Raw genomic sequence first — 1,662 nt, forward strand, 5'->3', positions numbered from 1 at the left:
CATCTCGCTCACCGAGGAGCACGAAATCCGCAGCTGGACCGAGTCGCTCGGCGTCACCGAGGAGGAACTGCGCCAGGCGGTGGCCGCGGTGGGCCACTCGGCCGACAAGGTGCGCGAGCACCTGCGCAAGAAATGACCACCAGGACGCCACCGCCGAAGCTGGGCACCGAGCCAGCCTTCAAGGACGCTACGCAGCGCCTCATCGACTCGGTCAAGGGCCGCACAAGCAAGGCGATCAAGCGCGCGCCGCGCGTGGCCGCCCCGCGCAAGCGGCCGGAGCACTAGGACGCGCCCTGCCCCAGCTCTTCGATCAGGGTCCCCGGTGGGATGATCGGTCCCGCCACGAAGATCTCAACAGGGCTGAGTCTCAGCAAGCTCTTCGCCTCCTCGATCGTGCCTGTGAGCCACTGGTCGACGTCGGCCAGCTCGATCGCGATGACGCTGCGCTTGTCCTGTCTGTCGGCCGCCAGCTTCGGATCGGGCTTGTGCATCCCTTTCCACAACGGATGCGCGTCGGCGTTCAGCGTGAGCATCGTGTATGACTCGACCTGTTCCCCTGTCGTCTTGTCCCTCCAGACGTTCCAGAGCCCGGCCAGGCCCCACGGCGCCCCGTCCGCGCGCCGGAACTGCCACCAGACATTCTTCCCGCTCTCCCAGTTCGGCTCGTCGAAGCTGGCGGCCGGGATGATGCAGCGCTGGCCTTGCGCCCACGGGTGCTTGTAGGTGGCCTTGGCCACCACCTCTTCCGAACGGGCGTTGTTAGTCGAGAACTTGAGTTTCGGCTCCTTCGCAAACCACGGGATGAGGCCCCACTGCCCGATGACGAGCTCGCGCGAGTAACTGGCGTCGTCTCGTGCGCGACGAATGAAGGGGCCCGGTGATCGAGGGAACACGCTCCGCGGCCAGAACTCCGGCTGGTTCGGCCGGCCGACATGCCAGAAGCGCTCGACTTCCCGCTCGTCCGGTGTCTCGTAGCGGTTGCACATTCGCGCATTCTGCCCCTCCCACCACTGTATGTTCATCCAGTATGAAAGTCAGGGTTTCGACACGGCGAGTCGGCGGCAGGCTGCTGCATTGGAACGAGCAGGCGCCGGTCTACGAAGGCACGCTGCTGAGCGGGCGCAAGGGAGTTGATGATCGCGCGTCGTCACCCTGTTCCTGGGTGGCCTGGAGGGCGGACCCAGCCTATACGACCCGAAGGTGGTGTCGTCGTTTGGAACCGAGCTCCGACTCATCGGGCTCGAGCGACGGGAGAACGCGTGGGTGCTGCAGGAGTGGTACTGCGAGATCGTTTCGCTGGCTGCGGCCTCGCAATAGGCGCGCACCTGAGCGCGATCCGGCGGGCCCCGCATCTGCGGGGACATCAGCCCAAGAGGCCGAGCATTGCCGCGCCCAGCCCAACCAGAAACACCCAGCGCAGGAGCCAGTCCTCTTCGATCGCGTATCAGGCGATGAGTATCGGTACCGTCAGGAACGCCGCCGGGATGCCACAGGTCGCTGTCGCCGCGCCCGCCGACCATTTGGAGAGGAACAAATACGAATAGACGCGACCCGTTCTTGTTCCAAATCAAGGCCAGCCCCAGCGCTGCACGTACCGTCACTGTGGTGAAATCCGATCCTTTCCCTCGCGCGTGGTATTCGTCTCCAGATCAGCCGTTGGCC

3 protein-coding genes are annotated in these 1,662 nt (G+C 65.2%); 2 read left to right on the forward strand and 1 reads right to left on the reverse strand.

From position 1 onward, the window contains the following. Nucleotide 1 precedes the first annotated feature (1 nt). Nucleotides 2–136: a DUF3606 domain-containing protein gene (locus AC1DNF_RS35545; protein WP_478153603.1), complete on the forward strand. Its 135-nt coding sequence runs from the start codon at nt 2–4 to the stop codon at nt 134–136. Continuing rightward, entirely contained in the window at nt 133–285 is a 153-nt protein-coding gene (locus tag AC1DNF_RS35550; RefSeq protein ID WP_478153615.1) for a hypothetical protein, read from the forward strand. Before AC1DNF_RS35545 ends, AC1DNF_RS35550 begins: the two co-directional genes overlap by 4 nt. Here the strand turns inward: AC1DNF_RS35550 and AC1DNF_RS35555 are convergent. Then, complete coding sequence (locus AC1DNF_RS35555; RefSeq protein WP_478153616.1) at nt 282–986, reverse strand: SOS response-associated peptidase; 705 nt, start codon at nt 984–986, stop codon at nt 282–284. The genes AC1DNF_RS35550 and AC1DNF_RS35555 overlap by 4 nt on opposite strands. Nucleotides 987–1,662: the final 676 nt, after the last annotated feature.

This window comes from Variovorax sp. 01T432, assembly GCF_056398605.1.